The following is a 21,541-nucleotide window of genomic DNA, read 5'->3' as shown; positions in this document are numbered from 1 at the left end:
CGAAGGCCTCGGAGCTGATCTGCCCAATCGCCCTTTGTCGAATATTGCCATGCAAATGTCTAGAAATGTCTAAACCTCAGCACCTAAACATTCGCCACTGCTTACCCATTGCTTATGTAATACTATGATTTTTTAAGGTTTTTTATAAGGTTTTTATCTTGTTGCTCTTTTGGTGTTCGTCTAGGATATCCTGCAGCTTGTCCAAGAGTAAGCCATCGATATCCTTTCGCCGAACTATGCCGTGGAGGAGAAAGTGAATATCGTGGGCTGAGCCCCACGTGGTAGGTCATGTCAGGTGAGGATCAAGCCACCAAGGCCATGGCGGACGATCGCCTTGTCTTTGAGGCTCGCCCCCTGGCAGAATCCATGCGGTAATCGTTGCTTCGCTGTCAATCCGCTGAGGATTGAGCTTCGGTGGGTGGATTCCCGATGTGCCCGTCCATGCCGGCCTACTGCCGCCTGACCTTCACTCGCCTTATGCGATCTTAACGCATACATGAACTACCTACGATGTAGTCCAAGATTCCGTCCGCACCCCCCGTGAGAGTATATTGGACCTCCTGAGCAGGTGTAACGAGCCCGGGGAGGGCTCAGCTCACAGGAGTGAGAATTACAGACAGATGCACGAAGGTCGGTGGGTATTGCTAGTGTTCGGTAGCGCAATAAACGTCTTAAAAATTCGGGTTCTTGCAGAGTAATTAAACAAAATCTTCAACTCCTCCTTGTATAGAGGCTGCTTTTTTCAATTTCTGCGCTTCTTTCAGAAATGTCAGTGTACGTTTGACAGTTTCATCAGATCCAAGAATTTTATTGTGCCCACCTGTTTCCAAGAAAAACTTAGGTAAGCCAGTGGTCAAAGCTAAAAAATATGCATCTTCGATAGGAACGATCGTATCGTTTTCTGAATGAATGATAAGAGCATGGAGTTTGAGTCGTGACAGGGCATGATCGACACGATAATATTCCAGAGGTTTGTCTAGTCTTTCGGCAATGCCATTCTTCATATACACTAAAGCTTTGCTTGCCAAACCCATTTTTCGACCTAGGGATAGAGCGTAATCAATAGCTCCAGTAGGGATACTGATAAGTACGATACCCCTCGGAAGAAGTCCATAATCCTCGCAAGCCAATACTGCAGCTGAGCCACCAACAGAATGTCCAATTAAAAGTTCAGTGGATGTCTCTTCTGCAACTGATGAAATTGCTTTTGCAAGCAGTGTGAGAGATGCCTGAGATCCCGATGCCTCACCATGCGCTGGCAAGTCGAGAGCTACTACAGAATAACCAGCATCAACTAAAGGTTTTACAAAACCCCCCATTGCAAAATGATCCCGTTCCCAGCCGTGCACAAGTAGCACTGAAGGTCCCTCGCCATAAATCCAATAAGGTACGTTTACTTTACCAGTGCTCACCACATTTTTGGTAAAATGTTCAAAGCTCTTACTCCATTTTTCAGTTCTTTGTTTCTTGCTAGGTTGCATGAATTTGGAAACGCCTATCATGCCAAGTTTTTTAGGGAAAAAAGTGGAAAGTGCGAGTACAAAAATACTTTTTAAGTTCAACATGCCAACCTCTTGAGTTGTCAGTAGTAATAATATTTTGCTATTCTCGAAAAGATGACCCTAAAGACTCATTAGCTGCTGTTACATTTCCCTGCACTTTGGAAGGCTTTTAATTTTTTCAATCCATTTCATAATAGTAGGATAAGGCGTAAGGTCGAAACCGCCTTCAGGTGCGACATGGGTATACGCATAAAGGCTAATGTCAGCGGTTGTAATTGAGTCGCCTATCAAAAATGGCGTTGTGGCCAGCTGTTTTTCCATAACTGAAAGGGATTTATGCCCTCCTGCCTGTTTGGCTTCATATTTCTCTTTTAAATTATCGGGCAATCCAAAGTATTTGGCGATAAATCGGGCCATTGCTATATATGTCTCATGGCTGTATTGCTTGAAAAACTGCCACTGCTCCACTTTAGCAAAGTCAAATTGGTCAGTAGGAAGTAAGTGGCTTTTAAATGCTAGGTAGTTTATTATTGCATTTGATTCAGAGAGAGTTCTGCCATCGCTAAGCTCAAGTAAAGGGATTTTTCCGCATGGGTTCTTACGCAAGTAAGAGTCCTTCGAAACATCTCCTGCCAAGATGTCCGTATGTACCCACTCGTATTCTTTCCCCAAAAGTGAGCATTTCAATTTTATTTTATAACAATTGCCAGATTGAGTGTCACCGTAAATTTTCATAAAAAACATTCTTTAAAGATCATCGTTGTGGAGCGTATTGTTAAAATATTTCTGCTTCTAAAACCACATTTGAGCGACCGCTAGAAGAAGTAGGAGCGCGAGAATTCCGTTAACAATAGACCATTGCCGATTTGTCGTTAGATGTTGCGCAAGAAGTTCACCAGCAACACACCAAAGCGTTAAAGATGCCACGCCGAACAAGCCCAAGACAGAAGCTAGTGTAATGGCAAGAGCTATAGTATTATCAGAACTATCGGCAAATAGAGCAGCAGCCCCAAGTACGGTTGCCCAAGCTTTAGGATTGAGCTGAATAAGCGCAGCACCACCCAAGAGCCCGATTGGCACTGCTACCATGTCTGCCTTACCTGGCGCTCCGCCGCGAGAGATACAAAAAGCTAGCCAAACGAGGTAACCCGAGCCTGCAAAGCGCAGCAATTGCTCAGCCAGTGGTGCAGCCAAGATCAAACCTGCCAATCCAAGTCCAGTTGCCGCACCCAGAGCAGCCAGACCAGATGCCATCCCAATTAGTAGTGGCGCGGAGCGACGTAAACCAAAGCGTGCACCTGAAGCCGTTGCGAGGGTCGTTGCACCTCCAGGTGAAAATGTTGCAGAAATTGCAAAAAAAACGAGCGGAACAAGATGACTGCCACTCATGAACGTCTCCCTCTTAGATTCAGCCAAACACATCGCGAGATCGTCGCGTTGCTCTGTTGTTTTGATAAACCATGGAGAATTAGCCATCCCCTGTACTTTCTCCGCTTCGAGACAAATGTGGACTTGCTGCTATAGTTTTCACAAGCGATTATTCGTCATGTTACGAACAATGAAAAATTAACCATCACGGTGCGAATCCATTCTCTGACCTTCTGAGAAAAGGTGGAACGGCTATGTGCAGCTCAGGCTGAAGGATTCTATAGTGTCAATGTCAGCGAGGTTGTCCGCTTTGCCCCGCCTTGTACACTCAGGTATCCTGATGTGACTCAAAGCGCTATACAAATATTTTAATTATCATTCAGAATCTGCTGTCTCAACCGGTCCAAAGCATCTTCAAGCCTATCATTACCCCAGAATTTTTCTCCATTTACTATCATCATAGGGGCTCCAAATATACCTATTTTTTCAGCTTCTCTTGTCTGTTCTCTTAAGTTTGTTTTTCCAGAATTGGAAATGGCTTTCTCTAAAATGTTAGTAGCCGGTAATTTCAGCTCCTTCAAAACATCGTAAACTGTATTTTCATCCTCTACGTTTTTGTCCTCCGCGAAATTTAAAATCATTATTTTTTTGCAAAAATTGAAAAGCCATGGCTCTTCCTGACCATATACTGCAACGCGCATTGGTAGCACAGTGTTTCGTGGGAATACAGAGGGCCAAGAAAAAGGGATGCCGTATTTCTGACACTGTCTTATCATATCGTGCTTAACATATTCCCCTTTCTCTTTCTGCAGTAGAAAGGGAGAAGTGTTCCATCCAAAGGATTGGAAAATTGGCCCGAGAAGAAAAGGCTTCCAAGTTATATTGTTGAAATTATCGCGACACAGTTTCTCAATTCTCATCATGGCCAAGTAACTATAATTACTGCTTAAATCGAACCAAAATTCAATTGTCTCCTTGCTCTTGATTTTGCTTTCTGCTTCCGTGTTCATTACTTCACTCTCCTTTATGTATCGCAATGCATCTTGCCTCAATGCTTTTCCTGGGCATTTGATGTGTAACATTTATCGGGTTCTTAAAAGCAGCATGAGGAGTAAATCTAGATACCCCGTTCAAATTTGTATCGTACTGCTTGAATATTAAAGCTTCTGATTTGGCCATGTTGGAATAATAATACCATAGGTGACTAGGTGAGTGTTTCAAGACATAAATTTCACCTTCGCGATTTGTGTATATCACGCGAGCTCTTACCAAGTCTAATGCTGAAATGCTCCTGCTGTCACAAACTGCAAGGGGGGCATCAATAATGGGAAATCCAATGGAGCGCCAGACATTGATAATGCTGTACCGCTTGACTTTTTGTCGAGATTCAAGCGAATCTATTACAAGCTCTAACCTTTTTGATCCAGATGCGTCAGTATAATCATTGTGAATACGACCGTTTGCAGGCACGACGCTCCCTTTCCCCTCCCGTCGCCCAAAGTTCAAGGGCTTGTCTTCTCCTTGGCGTTGCCTGACCAGGTGATCAAAGACTATTACCTCATCAGCACCAGTTGCTGACTTGATTAGCTGTTCGATTTCTTTGTAGTAAAAGTTTTTTACTTCATCTTCGTCATCAAAATTAATCACCTTCGAAGGAGCTTCCCATAACTCAAAACCTTGTTTGTCTAGGCTGGTTAGAGCTAGTCTAGCATCGAAAATTTCTGTTTCAATTTCTTCGTAATCAACATTCTCCCACGGCAAACCGTCTGGAGGTGTGAAAGTGAAGTGTGTTGGAACTGCTTCTGTAGGTTTTAAATAGCTGAGCTTTGCCAATATGCTGCTGGTATCAGCAATGTGGTCTTTTTTGATATTGCTGTCTTCAGGTGTGTATGTGTATTTTTTCATAATTTAATTCTCGGTTATGTGATAAATTAATGGCAGTGAAGTTGCTGCGTTTCGTTGGTCTAGTGAATCATGCGCGAAACATCGACCTTCTTGTCAGCTCATCCTGGTGATCCCTATATTCTATTACCACGGTAGTAGCATTGCTGTGTCATCAATGTGGACTTGTTGTGCTAGGCTCCACAAGCTACTATTCGTCATGTTACGAATAACGAAAACTTATGTGAGATACCAATGGGTACACTTCCACCATTGAATGCGCTTCGAGTCTTCGAAGCTGCGGCACGGAGGCTCAGCTTTGCCGAGGCAGCTGCGGAACTTAACGTGACGCCTGCAGCCGTCTCGCGTCAGATCCGCTTGCTCGAGACGCATCTTGGCATCCGCCTCTTTCGTCGGTTGACACGTGCTGTAGCCTTGACGCCGGAAGGTGCGGCGGCATTACCGCTACTCACTGAGGGCTTCGCCCGTCTCCGAGATGGGGTGGAGCGGATGCGTGTAGCCGACACGGGAGGGGCTCTTTCTGTTAGTGTCGCCCCTTCGCTAGCGCATCGCTGGCTCGCTCCGCGCCTAGGCCGATTCATGACGCTTCGTCCGGATATCGAACTCAATATTGACGCGAGCGAAAGGGTCTCAGATTTTGGCCACGATGGTGTGCAGATCTGCCTGCGCTTCGGTGGCCGGCCCGATGAACGGCTTCGTGCGATACCCCTTTTCGAGGATCCGGTCTTCCCTGTTTGCGCGCCTGCTCTTGCAGCACGCATCGGCCCATCCCCGGTCGCCAGGGATCTCATTGAACACCCATTGCTGCATGTGGATCGAGACGGAATGACTGCGGTATTACCGAGATGGGAGGATTGGCTAAAAGCTGCGGGTATTGGCCCCGTGCCCATTGGTGGGGCTCGCTTCACCCAGCTCGCGCTCGCCATTGAGGCAGCAATTGCAGGGAATGGGATCGCTCTAGCTAGCTATGCGCTCGTCGGTGACGATATTGAAGCGGGTCGGTTGGTGCGACCGCTAAACTTTGCAGATGTCGAAGCTGGTTCATTACGTTACTGGATCGTTTACCCGCCGGAAAATGCCGCGAACCACCGGCTTTGTGCATTTCGTGACTGGGTATTGGCAGAAGCCCAAAGGACAGGAGAGAGCGATGGCCGCCTCTGAGACGACAAAGGTGCCTTGCTGCGATCAGGCATCGTGTGACTGTGGTACAGCCATCGCTTCGACGCATCAGCTGGTTGATGATCAGGAGATCGCCAAGCTCTGCAAGGCGCTTGCCCATCCTGCACGGGTCGCCATACTTCGACGCCTGCTGGCTGCGGACAACTGCGTATTTGGCACTCTCGCGGATCTTGTACCACTGGCTCCGTCAACCGTGGCACAACATCTGGCACAGCTTCGCGCGGCCGGGCTGATCCGACAATGGGACGATGGCCCGCATAGCTGCTACTGCGTTGAGACTGCGCGGCTATCGGCCCTTCGTTCGATGCTTGATGATCTCTGATAGAAGGGGCTTGACACTAGAGTGTATTGGAGAGTATTCGTATAAATACGAATAAGGTATCTGGGTGCTGCAACGCACCATTTTCTGGGTAATGGATTCGTATTTTTACGAATAGGAGAGCATCATGCACGATATCGCATTCCTTCCGACCATCAGTACCCAAAACCCCTTGGTTATCATTGGCGCTGGTCCGGTGGGACTTGCTGCTGCTGCGTGGGCTGCAGAACGGAACATGCCCTTTCGTATCTTGGAATCGGGGCCGAGTGCAGGTACAAACGTCCGTGCCTGGGGCCATGTTCGTCTCTTTACCCCTTGGCGTCACCTCATCGACGGCGCCGCGCTCCGCAGGCTTGGTAGGGATGGTTGGGCCGCGCCTCAGCTTGACGTCTTTCCCACCGGAACTGCCTTCGCAGATCTTTGGCTCGACCCGCTGGCCGCTAGCTTAGGCCCGACACTCGAAACGAGAACCGAAGTTTTGAAGATCGAACGCCCGGGGGGGACAGAGGCGCCGTTCCGGCTCACGGTCCGCAGAGCGGGTCACGACGAGACAGTAATTGCCGGCGCGATTCTGGATGCCTCGGGCACCTGGCAGACGCCGAACTTTCTTGGAGAGCGTGGAGCTGCAACTGGCGAGGATACCTCCCCCATCCATTACGGAGTGCCGGACGTTCTCGGCCGGGATCGCGCCAGCTACGAAGGGCGTCGTGTCCTGGTCGTCGGGGCTGGCCATTCTGCTGCCAACGTTCTCATCGATCTCGCCCGACTTGCGGAAGAGGCACCAAACACCGAAATTGCCTGGGCTGTCCGCGGTGGCACGCCGACGCGCCTCTTCGGTGGCGGTGAAGCGGACCAGCTTCCGGCACGCGGAGCCCTCGGTGAGGCTGTCCACGATCTGGTGAGTTCAGGGGTAGCCAGGCTTCACATGGGAGTGCGCGTAGCTGCGGTGCTGAATGCGCCGGAAGGCACAGAGGTCGTGGCACGTGATGGACGGCATATCGGACCCTTCGATATGATCGTTGCCGCAACCGGGCAGCGGCCCGATCTCTCGATTACAAGCGGTTTGTTGCTTGATCTCGATCCGAAGATAGGCGCTCCGACTCGGCTTGCTCCATTGATCGACCCTCGAATCCATTCCTGCGGTACGGTGCCGCCGCATGGGCACGTTGTTCTCAGCCACCCCGAGCGGGGTTATTACGCAGTCGGCGCGAAGAGTTACGGAACGGCGCCGACATTCCTGATGGCAACCGGCTATGAGCAGGTGCGCTCCATCGTAGCCGCGCTCGCCGGCGACTGGGCCGCTGCAGACGATGTGCGTCTCGTACTTCCCGAGACCGGAGTTTGTTCCGGTGGTGGAGGCGGTCAGAAGTGTTGCGGCGGCGAGTCCGACACCAAGCGGGCGTGCTGTGAGCTCGACGCAGCGGCCAAGCGCGGCGGTGCCTCTGGGTGCGGTTGCCAGTCGACAGCTTAATTGCGACATCATTCACGTTCGTGTCTAAGACTGCAATTCTGGGCGCTAACATTATGAGCAGAACAATGAGGTGCGGCGATTACTGTCTCTAGCCAACGTTTCAACTTTGAAGGCTGGTCCGTCGCGTGGGATGCCCAAGGCGAGGGGCCGCCGCTCGTTCTCGCTCACGGAGCCCCCATTTCGTCACATGGCACCGCTTACTGCCGTGGCTCGCCAAGCATGACTCCCAACCGGCAGGATGAATCGCTGAGTCCGGTTCTTGGCCAGCTCTTATAATCCCGGTCTCTCCATTGCCTAGAATTCCAGTGTCACGGTGATGGTGTTCGTGTAGTTACCGACGCGAACATTCTGACCCGCCGGAATGCGTCCATAAACGGTGTGCTCTTGCGTGCCGTCGGTGTTGCCGCTGAGACTGAACGATCCCTCGCCCCACACCAATGAGCGGGCAGCATCCTGGTGCAATCGGTAGTCGAGAGCATCGTCGCTGCTGCTCAGCAATGGCTGCTGGGGACTACCATTGGCAGAACTCAGTGCGAGGCTGTATCCAGTGGCTTCGCTGCAGCTTATCGTGATGGTGGCGCTGCTATCATTGTGCGTTGCACTGAAGACGTCATAACCGGAAAAAACTAGCCCACTTGCACTGACACTGCACTGAGCCTGAGCGGTGCCGGCGGCCAGCGCCAGGGCTGCTCCGGCCAGCCAGCGCAGCGGCCGGTGGCTGGTCGGGGTGGCCGCGCGACAGGTGCCCGAGGCACAGGCGCCTGAAATGGAAACAACGTTCATGGTGTGACTCCGTGGCAGATGACATCGCCTAGCTCGAGAAAGACATCTTCGATTTCCGGCACCTCCAGCGTGAACTCGCAAGCCTGCCCCAGCCAGAGGGCACGTAGGCGGTTACTTGACTCCAGGTCGGTCACGAAGGTCTCGCCACGTAGGCCCACTGGAAAGCGCTCGCCGCGAGCATCTTCCACCACCGCCCCGACCGGCAACGGCTCGCCGCTGTCCAGCAGGATCCGGAAGAAGGCATCGCGGCTATTGGTCACCGGGAAGTGCAGTGTCACACCGCTACGGTAGTACGGGGATACCTGCATCTCCAGGCTCCCCACCTGAGCCCCCAGGGGCAAGTCCGCCTGCTCGATGCTGATTCGGTTACGCTCGTAAGCGCGCAGGCGTGGTACTAGCGCATCCCCGTGACGATTGGTACGCGCGACAGGCTGGTTGTCGGCGTAGACCTGGACATCGGAAAACCCCGGCAGTTGGACCACGGCAAAACTGCCATCGATTTGTCGGCTGGCGAAGAGGGCGCCGCCGAGCCAGGCCGCACCACCACGCACATTGGCACGGCTGGCCGTTTGATCATGGCGCTGTGAGGCCTCCAATAGATAGGTCTGGTAGTCGTTCTGCAGGCCGAGACTGGCCTCGCGGTGATCGTCGTCGCCCAGGCCGGTGCTAACCCGGTAGCCGAACCCCCTGCCAATCGGCAGGCTGCGCTGTATCTGCATGCTGCCCTGGCGTTGATCGCTACGCTCGCTGACGCTCAGGCTGGCACGGGTGCGCGGCATCCCCAGCGGAATGCTCAAGCCCGCCCGCAAGGCCGTTTCACCAGTCTCCATGAAGTGCAGCGCCGAGAGCGTCAGGTGGCCGATGGCGCCCAGCCCCTTGCTGTAGCCCAGGTTGACGATCTCGATGTCATCCCGGTCATCGAAGTGCTGGGCGGTATAGCTGAGGCTCAGCGAGCCCAACTGACCGCTCGAAATGCTGGAGAAGACTCTATGCTGCTGGCGCGGCAAGACTTGCTCCTGGTGCATGCCGAGGCGCATGAAGTCCTCGCTGGCGAACTGGCTTTCGACCCCCAGGCCCAGGGGCCGCCCCTGGCGCTGCAATCCCAGGGTCTTCAGATCACCCTGCCGGCCGTCGGCTTCACTGGAGGCATAGGCGGCATACATGACACCGCCGAACGGCAACAGCCAGCTGCCCCCCAGACCAGCCATCTGCTGGTCCTGCAACACCTGGGCATGCAGCTCGGTGGTCAGCCAGTCGGTCAACCCGGTGCGGTAGGTCACCGTGCCCAGTGCCCGACCATAGGCATTGCTCACACGACCATAGTCCTGGCGAATGGCACCCAGCTCCACGGAGTAATCCTTCAGGCCGGCTCGCAACAGCCTTGCGCTGGCATAGAAGGGCTGGGTGATCAGCTGCTCGCGGCCGAGAATGTCGCGTACAACCAGCTTTACCTGACCCTGGCCGGTAATCACCGGGATCTCGTCGATGGCGAAGGGGCCGGGTGGCACGTCGCGTCGCAGGCGCAGGGCATCGTTCACGTAGAGATCGACGGTAGACGGCAGCGCGGCCTCACCGGCCACGCTGACCAGGGGCAGGGTGACCATTTCCGGCCGGGTGGAGAAGTTGCTTCCCCACTGCAGACCAGCGAAGCGCACCCCTCCGCTCCATGCCGTGCCCAGGCTGGTGGTATCCCCGAGCCGCAGGGTGCGCATGCTGTCGGGATTGTCGTGGCGCCACTGGGTGTCCAGGCGAACCACGGCGGGTTGACCGCCGGGGGGAGTGTCGCGTGCGACCAGGCGATTGACCCCGCTGCCCCAACCGTTGAACACACCCTGCTCCAGCAGCCCACTGTGGCGGGTCTCCCCACGGCTGTGGGTGCTCGACAGGTCATAGTTGAAGAAGGCGCCCAAGGACGAAGGCGTCAGCGGTACGCGGTCCCGGCGCAGGCCCGCGAGCCGGGTGTCCGCGAACAGGGCCGCGGGTACCTCGAGGTCCAGCGTGGACCGACGTCGGTCAAGCTCGAAGGAAATCCCGAGCGATTCAAGGTGGTAGAAAAACTCGCCGTGATGATCGAAGGGCACGCTAGCCGGCGGGGCGATTCGCCACTGTTCCAGGTCGCTGGCGGCCACCCAGACGTCGTGATCGCCGCGTATCAGCGCCAGCGCCGTGGTGGGCCGTCGCTGGTCATTGACCGTAGCTTCCAGCCACAACTCCTCGAGCGTCCCGGTGTCGGGAATACCCCGGGGATCCACGCTGGAAGCCCCTCGCCGACCTGCTTCCGGCGGGGGCTGAGTGGCAACGTCTGTATACCAGCCATCGGTTTTGGCGGCGTTAGCAGGTGTCGTGCCAGCATGTGCCGGGCTCGGCATCAGCAGCATCATGACAGCCAAGGCGCCATACCTCCTTCTTCTGCGTCGCGCTGGCCGCTGCACCACTACTCCACCTGAAAGCGTGAGGCGGTTTCCTGACCATTGACGCTTGTTGTGATGACAAGCTCGGTGCCTGCCGCGGGTAGAGGAGTGCCTGAAGCCAGGGCCCATTCTTGCTCGGCGCCCGGCAACACATAGGCGTTGCCGGAGGGCTTCAGCATGCGCCCATCGGGCAGCCGTACGCGAAGCCGGCTCACCTGGCCATGGCCATGGCCGTGGTTGCGGGCGCTCAGGCGCCATTCGCCACGGTTGCCACGCTCGACGCGCCAGGACAGCTCCGGCGCCGCGGCGCCTGAAGCCGGTGCCACGAACACCGGCAGGCTTATGCGTAGCGCCATGCGCAAGCCCTGGTAGTCTTCCGCCGCGGGCGGCGGCAGCTCCTGCAGGAAGAGGCGATAGCTGAGCTCGGTATCCCGCTCCGGCGGGCGGCGCAACCCCACCCGCAACACCTGGGTCTGTCCTGGTGCCAGCGTGAAGATGGGGGGCGTGGCGAGCACCTCGCGACTGGGGGTGTAGATGTCTTGCCCATCCTGCTGGCGCCACTCCTGAAGCTCGACCTGAACCGAGGTTTCCCCAGTCCCGGTGTTGCGTACCCACAGTGCCACCACATTCTCCTGGGCGGACAGGACCACCCGGGTCGGACTGACGCTGAAGCTGCCGGCCAGCGCCTGGCTCGCCAGCAGCAGCGTCAACATGAAAACGGGCAGAACCAGGCCGCGATAAGCGGCCTGGCGTGAGGTCAGTGTGGGCATCAGAAAGTAACGGTAGCCACAACGATATCGGTGTAGGCCCCCGCGGGTGCGGTGCTCTGAGCGCCGTCGATTCTCCCGAAGACGGTGTGATCCTCCGCCGCGCCTGTGCCCGTCGTCGCGACATTACCCGTGGCATCGTTGGTCCATTCAGTCGTGCGCTCAGCATCGCTGAAGAGTGAATACGTCAGGAGGTTGGTGTTGCTGTCGATCAGTTGCCGCTCGGGCGCCGCTTCGGTAGAGGTGCCGCCGGGGTTATTGCCCTGCCCCAGGGTGATGGCAACGGGAGCGTCTTGGGTACAGGTCACGCTCACGGTGCCGGTGCCATCCAGGGCAGCGGGATTAATGGGGTCGTAATCGCCAAACGCCAGGGCCGTGGTGCCGATGGTGCAACTCGCTACGACAGTAGTGCTGACGTCAAGGTTCGCCGTTTCCTGTGCCTGTGCCACTGCAGCCCCTCCTGTGGCCAGGGCCGCGGCGGAAATCAGGGTCAGTTTACGTAGAGAAAAAGTCTTGTTGATCATGGTGAGCGCTCCCTAGAGTGTATTATGCCGTCGCTGACGACCTAATAATCAACTGACCAAGGCACACGCTTACTTTGTGCATCGCCGACTGGTTACAGCGCAACAACTAATACACAAAGAGTTTATTATCCAGAAAGAAGAGTGCAACAGGGAGGGAGTCCCGCAATGGGACTCAGTCGAGTAGCGGCCCCTCGATCCAGGGATGCGGGCATCCCTTGGACAGGTAGCTTTGCGTCACCGCTTTTCAGCGGCTATGCCTTGTCAATATATCGCCTGTTTTTTCAGGCATCAGGCCATCTCGAATACCAGCCTGATCAACGTCACATCACCCGTGCGGTGATGTAACCTGAACTTACATTAGTTGAGCTTCTGGCTTGGCACAAGAGATGTTTTTTTATATTTGTAACATCCGGGTCCAAGAGGTTGTTTATCGACAGGATGTCAGTCATATTGGGTTTTTCAAAACTGGCTGCACTTTTCCATACATAGTTAAAAGTTAGCTAAAAAGTGTTCATTTACGCCCGCAAGCCATTTTTTCGCTGGCTTTACCTTTTGTTACTTCTTTTGTGATTTTCCGTAACCTTAATTGGCTGTAATTTTGATATGCTGGATATTGGGTCAGCCAAAATCGAGCTGGCCGTAGAGATTGCATTACTACATTTACGTCACCTCCTTCCATGTTGGCCTCATGGATGAACTTGGTGAAGCGGTTATTTTTCATAGCCATCGGCAAGTGTTCTGGTCAAGTCAGAGCGGACACATTTTCAAGCCGAAGCCGCCAGTTCGATCTCTCTCGTCGTCCGATAGCCAGGATCGAGAGGAGCCGGCAGCTGTTGTACTCCATCTCGATGTAGTCGATCACATCCCGCCGTGCCGCCTGTCGGCTCGCATATCGCCGGTCAGCCAACCACTCGCTTTTCAGTGAGCCGAAGAAACGCTTCATGACGGCATTGTCCCAGCAGTTCCCTTTGCGGCTCAACGAGGCCTGGAACCCATGCCGGACCAGCGTGGATCGGTAATCATGCGACGCGTATTGGCTGCCGCGGTCGCTGTGATGGTTGGTCTGGCTGGTATAGCGCAGGCACAGCTTTCCGACTAATCCCTAGGATTCCGTGAACGCCAATAACGCGCAATGGTAGGCTTTACGCTGACCCCGTGAACCAGAATCGACAAGGCAATCACCACGAGAATCAAGTGTATCAACTCCAGCGCGATTTCCTCTGGCAGCCCATGCTGGATGGCGTACATAAGGTAGTACAGCGAGCCAATACCGCGAACACCAAACCAGCTCATGAGGTTGCGCATCCGCTTAGGCGCCCTGCTTCCCAGTACGCCGAGATGCACACTGACGGGGCGGGCGACGAAAAACAGAAATGCCGCGAAGCCCACGGCTCGCCAACTCCAGGAATCCCAAAAGATCGAACCGCCGAGCAGTAAAACCAGCACGATCTCTGCCAGCCGTTCGAGGTGCTCATTAAAGACCAGAGAGCTTTCGCTGACGTGCACGTGTGCTACGGCTTGCGGCTCACCTTCAAGGCGTGCCTCGACAGGTGTCGAGTAACCTTGCTGGAGGCCGGCCAATTTCAACTCGGTATGACGCAGGGCCACCGCTGCACAAAAAACGGCCAGGAACCCCCAGGCATCCACTAACAGACTGATGCCGTAGGCGGATGCAATCAGCCCCAGGCCGAGAAAGCTTTCCAGAAAGGCAGTGTTTGCAAAGCCGGTACGTATCTTGTTTACCAGCCAACCGACACCAGTGCCTGCCAAGATACCGATGCCGATACCCGCACCGCTTGCCCAGAGCACATCGACTGCCAGCCACCGCCAACCGGCATCGCCAAGATCGTGTAGACCCAGCAACCCCAGGCCGAGCATCACGAACGGGAAGGCGCTGCCGTCGTTCATTCCGGCCTCGCAAGTCAATGAAAAACGGAGTTCGTCAGGATCATCAGCGTGACGCACCTGAACCTCGGTCGCCAGCACTGGGTCAGTCGGTGCCACCACAGCACCTAGCAACACGGCAGCCCCGAGGGGGAGAGCGAGCCAGTAGTAGCCGAACAGTGTCACTAATCCGACGGTGAGCACCATCGAAAACACCGCCAGTTGCAGAGGCGTTCGCCATCGCTTCAGGGACACCGGTGCAGGCATTTTTACGCCGGCACAATATAATGAAATCAGAACGGCAATTTCGGTCAGGAGTTCTAATAAAGCCGACTCTTGAAATGGGTTGAAATGGAACAACTCAAAACCCATTGGCCCCACGATAAGTCCGACGGCAAGATATACAATGGCAGAGGTGGCGGGCACGCTCTTGATGTAGGAAAAAGTAAAGCCCACAATCAACAGCAACAAGCCAATCAAGATAAACCAGGTGGCGGTTGTCATAGATGACTCGGCAGGTGTGCGCGGACGAACACATAATGCGCTCGTCCGCAATTTAAAAGCCAGTGCCCTCCTATTGTACTCCCCACCTGGCACTGGCTTGAACTAGATTTTTGTCGACAGACTTCTCAGATTTCCACCTTGAAACAAAGGGTTGAAGAACCGGGCGATTGTCACTGGACATCACTCGATGTTCTGGATCTGTTCCCTCATCTGCTCGATCAGCACCTTGAGTTCCACCGCGCAGCGGGTGGTGCTGGCCACCGCGGACTTGGAGGAGAGGGTGTTGGCCTCGCGGTTGAGTTCCTGCATCAGGAAGTCGAGCCGGCGCCCCTTGGGGCCCTTCTGGTCGAGCTGGCGCGCCACCTCGCCGACGTGGGTCTCGAGCCGGTCGAGCTCCTCGTCGACGTCCGCCTTCTGGGCGAGCAAGACCAGTTCGGCCTCCAGCCGTTGGGGGTCGAGTTCGGCCTTGACCGCTTCGAGACGCTCCAGCAGCAGGGTACGCTGGCGCTCGAGAATCTCGGGCATCAGGCGGCGTACCTCGACGACCTGCTCGCGCACGCCGGCCAGGCGGTCGCGGATCAGCGCCGCGAGCTTGTCGCCCTCGCGGGCGCGGGCCTCGATCAGTTCGTCGAGGGCGGCCTCGAACAGCGCCGTGGCTTCCGCCTTCACCACGTCCAGGTCGACGCCCTGGGATTCGAGCACGCCGGGGTGGTCGAGCAGCGAGAGGGCATCGGGCATGGCGACCTGGGGCAACGCCTTGCGGATCTCGCCCAGCGCCTCGGCCAGGGCGACCAGCCGGCTGTGGTTGACGGCCAGGGTTTCGCTGATGTCGGTGGGCTCGAAGCGCAGGTGACACTCGACCTTGCCGCGCGCCAGGCGCGTGCGCAGCGCCTCGCGGAAGGCGGGCTCCAGGTCGCGCAGGGCCTCGGGCAGTCGGAAGAAGGGTTCCAGGTAGCGCTGGTTCACCGAGCGCAGCTCCAGTTGCAGGCTGCCCCAGTCGCCTTCGCGGCTCTGACGGGCAAAGGCGGTCATGCTGTGTACCTTGCTATGGGCGACCATGGCGACTCCTCGTTCGATCGGCTGCGCCGTTGCCGGCACCAGCCCGGCGATATCTCGGACAAGGAGTGTAACCGATTCCCCGGCCTGACCGTGTAGAATGGCCAGCCATTCGATGCCTCGCCGATGCCGCGACATCGTCCCGATCGTTCTTCGTCTTTCGAGAGGTACCATGGCTTCCCAACCCTCACGCCCGAGCGGGCGGCGCCCCGACCAGCCCCGCGAGATTCGCCTGACCCGCGATTACACCCGTCATGCCGAAGGCTCGGTGCTGGTGGAGTTCGGCGATACCAAGGTGCTGTGCAACGCCAGCGTCGAGGCCGGTGTGCCGCGCTGGCTGCGTGGCAAGGGCCAGGGCTGGGTCACCGCCGAGTACGGCATGCTGCCGCGCGCCACCCACACCCGCGGCGGCCGCGAGGCGGCTCGCGGCAAGCAGGGCGGGCGCACGCTTGAGATCCAGCGTCTGATCGGCCGCTCGCTGCGCGCTTCGGTCAACCTCAAGAAGTTGGGCGAATTCACCATCACCGTGGATTGCGACGTGATCCAGGCCGACGGCGGTACCCGCACCGCCTCGATCACCGGTGGCTGCGTGGCCCTGATGGATGCCATCCGCTACCTGCAGCGCAAGAAGATGATCAAGGGCGACCCCTTCGTGCAGCTGGTCAGCTCGGTCTCGGTGGGTCTCTACAAGGGCGTTGCCGTGGTGGATCTCGACTACCCGGAAGACAGCGGCGCCGACACCGACATGAACGTGGTGATGGCCGAGTCGGGCGGGCTGATCGAGGTGCAGGGTACCGCCGAGGCGGGTGTGTTCTCGCGGGAGCAGCTCAACGCCATGCTGGAGCTGGCCGAAAACGCCGGTGCCGAACTCTTCGAGCACCAGCGCGAGGCGCTGGGCATTCGTCGCTGAGACACTCGTAGTGTTCCTAAAGCATTGCGCCGGCCTTGATAGGCCGGCGCAATGCGTTCCGGGCAAAGCCCGGCCGCGACGAAGGGGGCGTGCTTACAGTGTCAGGTCGTACTCGACGAACAGCGGGGCGAACTCGCTGAAGGTGGCGTCGTAGTCGATCCAGGCGTCCACCACATGGCGGCGCAGGTTGGGGCCGACGATCTGGTAGTCGATCCGCCATCCCTCCTGGCGCGAGCGTGGCACTTCCTGGTCGAGCTTGGGCCACCAGGTGTACTCGCCGGCGTCGCGGTTGATCTCGCGGAAGGTATCGATGAAGCCGGTGGGGCCGAACACCTGATCCATCCAGGCGCGCTCTTCCGGCTTGAAGCCCGGCGTGGTCTGGTTGTCGGCCCAGTTCTCCAGGTCGACGGTCTTGTGGGCGATGTGCCAGGTACCGCAGATGATGTACTCGCGACGCTTGCGGGACATCTTGTTCAGGTATTCCTGATACTGGGCCATGAATGCCTGCTTGGCGGCGTAGTCGCTGCCGTCGGGCATCAGGAAGCTGGCGATGCTGAAGCGGTCGTAGTCGGCCTGCAGGAAACGCGCCTCGTGGTCGCACTGCGGAAAGCCGAGGCCGTACATGATCGCCTTGGGGATCTTGCGGCAGTAGATGCCCACGCCGGAAAAGCCGTCTTCCTCGGCGTCCAGGAAGTAGCCCTCGTAGCCTTCCGGGTAGAGAATGCTGTCATCCAGCTCGAAGCTTTTGGCCTTGAGGTTCTGGACGCAGATGACATCGGCGTCCTGTTCGGCCAGCCAGTCGAGAAAACCTCGCCCGACGGCCTCGCGGATTCCGTTGACATTGATGGTGGCAATTTTCATACATGGTCCCTTTGACGTCGCGCGTGTATGATACCCGACGTTTCGACGTTTGGGTAAATGGCCCGCATGGATATTCGTGGTAATACACGCAATTTCCTTTCCATAGGGCCTATGAATAGCAGGGGGAGCGCCGTGTCGGCCAGCATGCAAGCCTATCAGCGGGAATTCATCGAGTTTGCGATCGAACAAGGCGTGCTGAAGTTCGGCGAGTTCACCCTCAAGTCGGGCCGTGTCAGCCCCTACTTCTTCAATGCCGGCCTGTTTCGCAGCGGCGGTGCCCTGGCGCGACTGGGGCGCTTCTACGCCGATGCCATCGAGGCCAGCGGGCTGCCGTTCGACGTGCTGTTCGGCCCGGCCTACAAAGGGATACCCCTGGCGGCCACCACGGCGGTGGCGCTGGCCGACCACCACGGTCGCGACCTGCCTTTCGCCTTCAACCGCAAGGAGGCGAAGGATCACGGCGAAGGTGGCAACATCGTCGGCGCCGAGCTTGCCGGGCGCATCCTGATCATCGATGACGTGATCACCGCGGGTACTGCCATTCGTGAAGTGATGGCACTGATCGAAGCCGCCAGTGCCGAGGCGGCAGGCGTGGTGATCGCACTGGATCGCCAGGAGCGCGGCCAGGCCGACGGTGAAACGAAAAGCCAGAGCGCCATCCAGGAAGTCGAGTCCCGCTACGGCATGCCGGTGATCAGCATCGTCACGCTGGACATGGTGTTGGCCTATCTCGAGGAGCGGGGCGGTGAGGCCTTCGCGCGGCACGCCGAGGCGATCCGTGACTACCGGGCGCGCTATGGCGTGAGTGCCGATCGGGATTCGTAAGCGTGAATGCGTGTATGCATATATGCATGTAAAAGGAGCAAGTCGATGAAGTCACTCGTCAGTCACCTTGTCCAGGCCTCCCTGGCGGGCGGTGCGCTGTTGGTCGCTGCCGGCGCTCATGCGGCAGGCAGCCTGGACCTCAACCTGGGCCCGGACGCCGTGCAGTTCGAAGCGGCCGGCGAGATCACCCAAGGCGTGGCCCTGGGCGGCGGCATCATCCACAGCGACTATCGCGAGGATGCCACCCTCTATCACGCCCAGTTGCTGGGCGTGCAGCGCAATCGCGAGCGCGACGTGGGCATCGGTGCCCGCTGGACCCAGTTCGACACCGACTATGGCAATGGCGGCGGCCTGGGCCTGGGGGGCTACGGCTATGTCTACCTGCCCCAGGCACCTGCGGTTTCACTGGGTGGCTACGGTTTCTATACACCCGGCGTGGTCACCAGCGGTGACCTCGACGATGGCTATGAGCTGGGAGTGCGGGCTCGCTACGCCTTTACCCCCAACGTCGACGGCTACGTCGGCCTGCGCCAGGCGGCGGCCGACTTCGACAACCGCCACGGCAACCGCACCCTTGATCGTGGTGCCCAGGTCGGGGTTCGCCTGAACTTCTGATCGTCCCCCGCTGTTCCGGCGGGCCCCTGCGGGGGCCCGCCTGCGTTGAGGCAGCTGCCATGCTCGATGTCGTGCTCTTCGAACCCGAGATCCCGCCCAACACCGGCAACCTGATACGGCTCTGCGCCAACAGCGGTTTTCGCCTGCACCTGATCGAGCCGCTGGGCTTCGTGCTCGATGACAAGCGCCTGCGCCGCGCTGGGCTCGACTACCACGAGTGGGCGGCGGTGCGGGTGCATCGTGACTGGCCGGCCTTCGTCGAGGCAGTGCAACCCGAGCGAGTCTTCGCCGTCTCGACCCGTGGTCGCACCGGCTACCATGAGCCGAGCTATCGCCCCGGCGATGTTCTGCTGTTCGGCCCCGAGACCCGCGGCCTTCCCCAGGCGATGCTCGACGCCTTGCCGCCCGCGCAGCGCCTGCGTATTCCCATGCTGTCGGATAGTCGCAGCCTCAATCTCTCCAACGCCTGCGCCATCCTGGTCTACGAGGCCTGGCGCCAGTTGGGCTTTGCCGGCGCAGTGGATTTCGATAGGCCAACCGAGGCACGCCCATGAGCATTCAGCAACGCCTCGCCAAGCTCAACCCGCGGCAGCAGGAGGCGGTACGCTATATCGACGGCCCCTGCCTGGTGCTGGCCGGTGCCGGTTCGGGCAAGACCAGCGTGATCACCACCAAGATCGCCTACCTGGTGCAGGTATGCGGCATGAGCGCGCGACGCATCGCGGCGGTGACCTTCACCAACAAGGCCGCCCGCGAGATGAAGGAGCGGGTGGGGCAGATGCTCAAGGGCAAGGAGGGGCACGGGCTGACCGTTTCTACCTTCCACACCCTGGGGCTCAACATCATCCGCGGCGAACTCAAGGCGCTGGGCTACAAGCCGGGCTTCTCGCTGTTCGACCCCGAGGACGCCAAGGCGCTGCTGCGCGACCTGATGAACAAGGATGCCCAGGTCGATGCCGAGCAGATCAATGCCGTGCAGCATCAGATCTCGGAGTGGAAGAACGACCTGGTGCTGCCTGGCCAGGCGCTATCTCATGCCGTGGACGAGGACGAACAGTACGCCGCGCGGGTCTACGAGGCCTACGTGCGCCACCTCAAGGCCTACAACGCGGTGGACTTCGACGACCTGATCCTGCTGCCGGTGGTGCTGCTCAAGGACAATCCCGAAGTGCTGGCACGCTGGCGGCGCAAGATCCACTACATGCTGGTGGACGAGTACCAGGACACCAACGTCTCGCAGTACCTGCTGGTCAAGCTGCTGATGGAGGAGCGCAAGACCTTCACCGTGGTAGGCGACGACGACCAGTCGATCTACGCCTGGCGCGGGGCGCGGCCGGAGAACCTGGTGACCCTGGGCGAGGACTTCCCACGGCTCAACGTGATCAAGCTGGAGCAGAACTACCGCTCCACCGGCACCATCCTGCGCGCGGCCAATACGCTCATCGCCAACAACCCCCACGTCTACGAAAAAACGCTATGGTCGGAGATGGGCCAGGGCGCGCCGATCCGCGTGGTGGTCAACCGCCACGAGGAGGCCGAGGCCGAGCGGGTGGCCAGCGAGATCCTCACCCGGCGCATCAAGGAGCGTGCCGAATGGCGCGACTTCGCGGTGCTCTACCGCGGCAACTTCCAGGCCCGCCTGCTGGAGCTCAAGCTGCAGCACTACCAGATTCCCTACAAGCTTTCCGGCGGCACCTCCTTCTTCTCGCGCAACGAGATCAAGGACGCCATGGCCTACCTGCGGCTGCTGATCAACCCGGCCGACGACAACGCCTTCCTGCGCATCGTCAACGTGCCGCGTCGTGAAATCGGCCCCGGTACCCTGGAGAAACTCGCCAACTATGCCACCGAGCGCGGTGCCTCGCTGTTCGACGCCTGCCACGAGCTGGGCCTGGAGCAGCAGCTGCCGGCGCGGGCGGTGGAGCGACTCTCTCGCTTCACCCACTTCATCGACGGCGTGCGCCGACGCATGGACGAGGGCGATGCCTTGGCGGCAATCCGCGGCATGCTGCACGAGATGGACTACGAGGCGTGGCTCTACCAGAACGCCAGTGCGCCCACCATCGCCGAGCGGCGCATGGCCAATGTCTGGACGCTGATCGACCAGCTCGAGAAGTCGATGAAGCGCGATCCCGAAGAGATCGAGATGGATGAGAATGTAGAGACCGATGACGTGGAGGCGGCCATCTCGCGGCTGGTGCTGCGCGACATCCTCGAGCAGCAGGCCGAGGAGGACGACACCGACAAGGTGCAGCTGCTGACCATGCATGCCTCCAAGGGGCTGGAGTTTCCCCACGTCTACCTGATGGGTCTCGAGGAGGAACTCTTGCCTCACCGCAACGCCATCGAGGCGGGGACGGTGGAGGAGGAGCGCCGCCTGGCCTATGTCGGCATCACCCGGGCGCGCCAGACCCTGACCCTGACCCTGGCGCGCCAGCGCAAGGCCTTCGGCGAGCTGATGGATTGCACGCCGAGCCGCTTCCTCGACGAGCTGCCGCCGGACGATCTGGAGTGGGAAGGCCGCGCCGACAAGGAGGATCCGGAGAAGAAACAGGCGCGGGGGCAGGATGCCATCGCCGGGTTGCGCTCTTTATTGGGCTGAGTTCCTGGCAAGCCTGGGCCTGCCATGTGAGCTGGTAGCTGCGACAGTAGCAGCCATG

20 protein-coding genes, 1 pseudogene and 1 riboswitch are annotated in these 21,541 nt (G+C 57.9%); of the genes and pseudogenes, 8 read left to right on the top strand and 13 right to left on the bottom strand.

Annotated elements, in window-relative coordinates; all coding sequences use genetic code 11:
* Positions 1–698: 698 nt before the first annotated feature.
* The 5 genes from ACUY1T_RS08645 to ACUY1T_RS08625 form a co-directional block, all read right to left on the bottom strand.
* Positions 699–1,565 carry an alpha/beta fold hydrolase gene (locus tag ACUY1T_RS08645; RefSeq protein WP_446021871.1) on the bottom strand — a complete coding sequence of 289 codons (867 nt, stop codon included), beginning with the start codon at positions 1,563–1,565 and terminating at the stop codon, positions 699–701.
* A gap of 78 nt (positions 1,566–1,643) precedes the next feature.
* Entirely contained in the window at positions 1,644–2,237 is a 594-nt protein-coding gene (locus ACUY1T_RS08640) for a glutathione S-transferase family protein (RefSeq protein WP_446021869.1), read from the bottom strand.
* 57 nt (positions 2,238–2,294) lie between these two features.
* Positions 2,295–2,891 carry a LysE family translocator gene (locus tag ACUY1T_RS08635; protein ID WP_446021867.1) on the bottom strand — a complete coding sequence of 199 codons (597 nt, stop codon included), beginning with the start codon at positions 2,889–2,891 and terminating at the stop codon, positions 2,295–2,297.
* Between the two features lie 347 nt (positions 2,892–3,238).
* Positions 3,239–3,880 (bottom strand): DsbA family protein, encoded by a 642-nt coding sequence (locus ACUY1T_RS08630; RefSeq protein WP_446021866.1) that lies wholly within the window; start codon positions 3,878–3,880, stop codon positions 3,239–3,241.
* A 4-nt stretch (positions 3,881–3,884) separates the two neighbouring features.
* A complete protein-coding gene (locus ACUY1T_RS08625) occupies positions 3,885–4,775 on the bottom strand; it encodes a CmcJ/NvfI family oxidoreductase (protein ID WP_446021864.1) in 891 nt (296 codons plus the stop codon).
* A gap of 231 nt (positions 4,776–5,006) precedes the next feature.
* Between ACUY1T_RS08625 and ACUY1T_RS08620 the strand changes: the two genes are divergently transcribed.
* The 3 genes from ACUY1T_RS08620 to ACUY1T_RS08610 all read left to right on the top strand — a co-directional run bounded on the left by ACUY1T_RS08620 (position 5,007) and on the right by ACUY1T_RS08610 (position 7,741).
* Positions 5,007–5,933, top strand: coding sequence for a LysR substrate-binding domain-containing protein (locus ACUY1T_RS08620; RefSeq protein WP_446021862.1), 927 nt, complete (start codon positions 5,007–5,009; stop codon positions 5,931–5,933).
* Entirely contained in the window at positions 5,920–6,273 is a 354-nt protein-coding gene (locus tag ACUY1T_RS08615) for an ArsR/SmtB family transcription factor (RefSeq protein ID WP_446021860.1), read from the top strand. The genes ACUY1T_RS08620 and ACUY1T_RS08615 overlap by 14 nt, the downstream gene beginning before the upstream one ends.
* Positions 6,274–6,397: 124 nt before the next feature.
* Positions 6,398–7,741, top strand: coding sequence for an NAD(P)-binding domain-containing protein (locus ACUY1T_RS08610; RefSeq protein ID WP_446021858.1), 1,344 nt, complete (start codon positions 6,398–6,400; stop codon positions 7,739–7,741).
* A gap of 294 nt (positions 7,742–8,035) precedes the next feature.
* Here the strand turns inward: ACUY1T_RS08610 and ACUY1T_RS08605 are convergent, their stop codons facing one another.
* From ACUY1T_RS08605 to ACUY1T_RS08575, 7 genes and pseudogenes are all read right to left on the bottom strand, one after another.
* The gene (locus tag ACUY1T_RS08605; protein WP_446021856.1) at positions 8,036–8,524 is read right to left on the bottom strand and encodes a Csu type fimbrial protein; all 489 of its coding nucleotides are present in this window, start codon (positions 8,522–8,524) and stop codon (positions 8,036–8,038) included.
* Positions 8,521–10,776 (bottom strand): fimbria/pilus outer membrane usher protein, encoded by a 2,256-nt coding sequence (locus ACUY1T_RS08600; RefSeq protein ID WP_446021854.1) that lies wholly within the window; start codon positions 10,774–10,776, stop codon positions 8,521–8,523. Before ACUY1T_RS08600 ends, ACUY1T_RS08605 begins: the two co-directional genes overlap by 4 nt.
* Positions 10,777–10,958: 182 nt before the next feature.
* Entirely contained in the window at positions 10,959–11,705 is a 747-nt protein-coding gene (locus ACUY1T_RS08595; RefSeq protein ID WP_446021852.1) for a fimbrial biogenesis chaperone, read from the bottom strand.
* Positions 11,705–12,226 carry a Csu type fimbrial protein gene (locus ACUY1T_RS08590; RefSeq protein WP_446021850.1) on the bottom strand — a complete coding sequence of 174 codons (522 nt, stop codon included), beginning with the start codon at positions 12,224–12,226 and terminating at the stop codon, positions 11,705–11,707. The genes ACUY1T_RS08595 and ACUY1T_RS08590 overlap by 1 nt, the downstream gene beginning before the upstream one ends.
* Positions 12,227–12,405: 179 nt before the next feature.
* Positions 12,406–12,494, bottom strand: a riboswitch (cyclic di-GMP riboswitch).
* Positions 12,495–12,990: 496 nt separating this feature from the next.
* Positions 12,991–13,283, bottom strand: a pseudogene (locus ACUY1T_RS08585) (integrase core domain-containing protein); the annotation flags it as partial.
* A 38-nt stretch (positions 13,284–13,321) separates the two neighbouring features.
* Positions 13,322–14,614 (bottom strand): cation:proton antiporter, encoded by a 1,293-nt coding sequence (locus ACUY1T_RS08580; protein WP_446021849.1) that lies wholly within the window; start codon positions 14,612–14,614, stop codon positions 13,322–13,324.
* A gap of 180 nt (positions 14,615–14,794) precedes the next feature.
* On the bottom strand, positions 14,795–15,673 hold the full coding sequence (locus tag ACUY1T_RS08575) for a YicC/YloC family endoribonuclease (RefSeq protein ID WP_446021848.1): 879 nt from the start codon (positions 15,671–15,673) through the stop codon (positions 14,795–14,797).
* A 169-nt stretch (positions 15,674–15,842) separates the two neighbouring features.
* Here ACUY1T_RS08575 and rph point away from each other — a divergent pair, with 169 nt between their 5' ends.
* Complete coding sequence (gene rph / locus ACUY1T_RS08570) at positions 15,843–16,580, top strand: ribonuclease PH (RefSeq protein WP_446021846.1); 738 nt, start codon at positions 15,843–15,845, stop codon at positions 16,578–16,580.
* 93 nt (positions 16,581–16,673) lie between these two features.
* Here rph and ACUY1T_RS08565 read toward each other — a convergent pair whose 3' ends face one another.
* A complete protein-coding gene (locus ACUY1T_RS08565; RefSeq protein WP_446021845.1) occupies positions 16,674–17,441 on the bottom strand; it encodes an exodeoxyribonuclease III in 768 nt (255 codons plus the stop codon).
* Between the two features lie 144 nt (positions 17,442–17,585).
* Here ACUY1T_RS08565 and pyrE point away from each other — a divergent pair, with 144 nt between their 5' ends.
* From pyrE to rep, 4 genes are read left to right on the top strand one after another with little or no spacing between them, the layout of a single operon-like run.
* Positions 17,586–18,266: an orotate phosphoribosyltransferase gene (gene pyrE, locus ACUY1T_RS08560; RefSeq protein WP_446022436.1), complete on the top strand. Its 681-nt coding sequence runs from the start codon at positions 17,586–17,588 to the stop codon at positions 18,264–18,266.
* Between the two features lie 45 nt (positions 18,267–18,311).
* Entirely contained in the window at positions 18,312–18,881 is a 570-nt protein-coding gene (locus ACUY1T_RS08555; RefSeq protein ID WP_446021843.1) for a YfaZ family outer membrane protein, read from the top strand.
* A gap of 59 nt (positions 18,882–18,940) precedes the next feature.
* A complete protein-coding gene (gene trmL / locus ACUY1T_RS08550; protein ID WP_446021841.1) occupies positions 18,941–19,435 on the top strand; it encodes a tRNA (uridine(34)/cytosine(34)/5-carboxymethylaminomethyluridine(34)-2'-O)-methyltransferase TrmL in 495 nt (164 codons plus the stop codon).
* The gene (rep, locus tag ACUY1T_RS08545; protein WP_446021839.1) at positions 19,432–21,483 is read left to right on the top strand and encodes a DNA helicase Rep; all 2,052 of its coding nucleotides are present in this window, start codon (positions 19,432–19,434) and stop codon (positions 21,481–21,483) included. The genes trmL and rep overlap by 4 nt, the downstream gene beginning before the upstream one ends.
* The last annotated feature ends 58 nt before the right edge of the window (positions 21,484–21,541 follow it).

The organism is Billgrantia sp. Q4P2 (assembly GCF_052806135.1).
The sequence above is the reverse complement of the archived record's forward strand: the minus strand, read 5'-3'. Positions and strand labels throughout refer to the sequence as shown.